1 protein-coding gene is annotated in these 787 nt (G+C 49.4%); it reads left to right on the top strand.

Going from position 1 to position 787, the window contains the following annotated elements:
• A partial coding sequence (locus tag H8730_RS17440) for a tyrosine-type recombinase/integrase (protein WP_249290317.1) occupies positions 1 to 426 on the top strand: 426 nt, incomplete at its 5' end.
• Between the last annotated feature and the right edge of the window lie 361 nt (positions 427 to 787).

Consider the following 787-nt stretch of genomic DNA (forward strand, 5'->3'; position numbering starts at 1 on the left):
GTGAGCGAACTGCCGTATATCACAGTGGAGGCCGTCGCCCGTGGCGAGGCGGTGGTTCACTGCAAGGGAAAAACAAGGACGGTCTTTTTGCCCGCGGCCCTGCAAAAGAAGCTGCGGCGATATATGCAAAGCCAGAAAATCCAAAGCGGTCCGGTGTTTATTACCCGAACGGGCAAGCCTATGAACCGCAGCAACATCTGGCGGGAAATGAAAGCCCTGTGCGAGCGGGCAAACGTTGCGCCAAGCAAGGTGTTTCCGCATTCGCTCCGGCACCTTTTTGCCAGGACGTTTTACAGCATCGACCACGACGTGGCAAAGCTGGCGGACCTTTTAGGCCACTCGAACATCAATACGACCCGGATATACATCATCACCACGGGAGCGGAGCACCGGAGGAAGATGGAGACCATGCGGCTCGTCATCTGAAAAAGGGACAAAAAAACCAGCGCCTGAAACGCCGGTCCATAGATGATCACGGAAGAACTCTTCTGTTGTAAACAGGAGATATAGTTACATACCTGTACATATACATTTATATCATAATGGGACAAAAAAGTCAAGACTGGTGAGAATTTAAGCATGGCAAACAAACCTTTTCGGCAGAATGAATGGAAAAGGCTGTTTTAGTGCGCCCTGAAAACACCTGATACGGAATTCTAGAGGTCTTTTCCGGTATCCTGATGGAAAAAACTACAACAGAAGAGTTCTTCTGCTGTAAAGGGGGCAAGCCATAGCACTAAAGGAAATGAGTATGAGGGACGAACAGGAACAGAGCATAAAAGAGAAG

Source organism: Bianquea renquensis, from assembly GCF_014384895.1.
GTDB lineage: Bacteria > Bacillota > Clostridia > Lachnospirales > Bianqueaceae > Bianquea > Bianquea renquensis.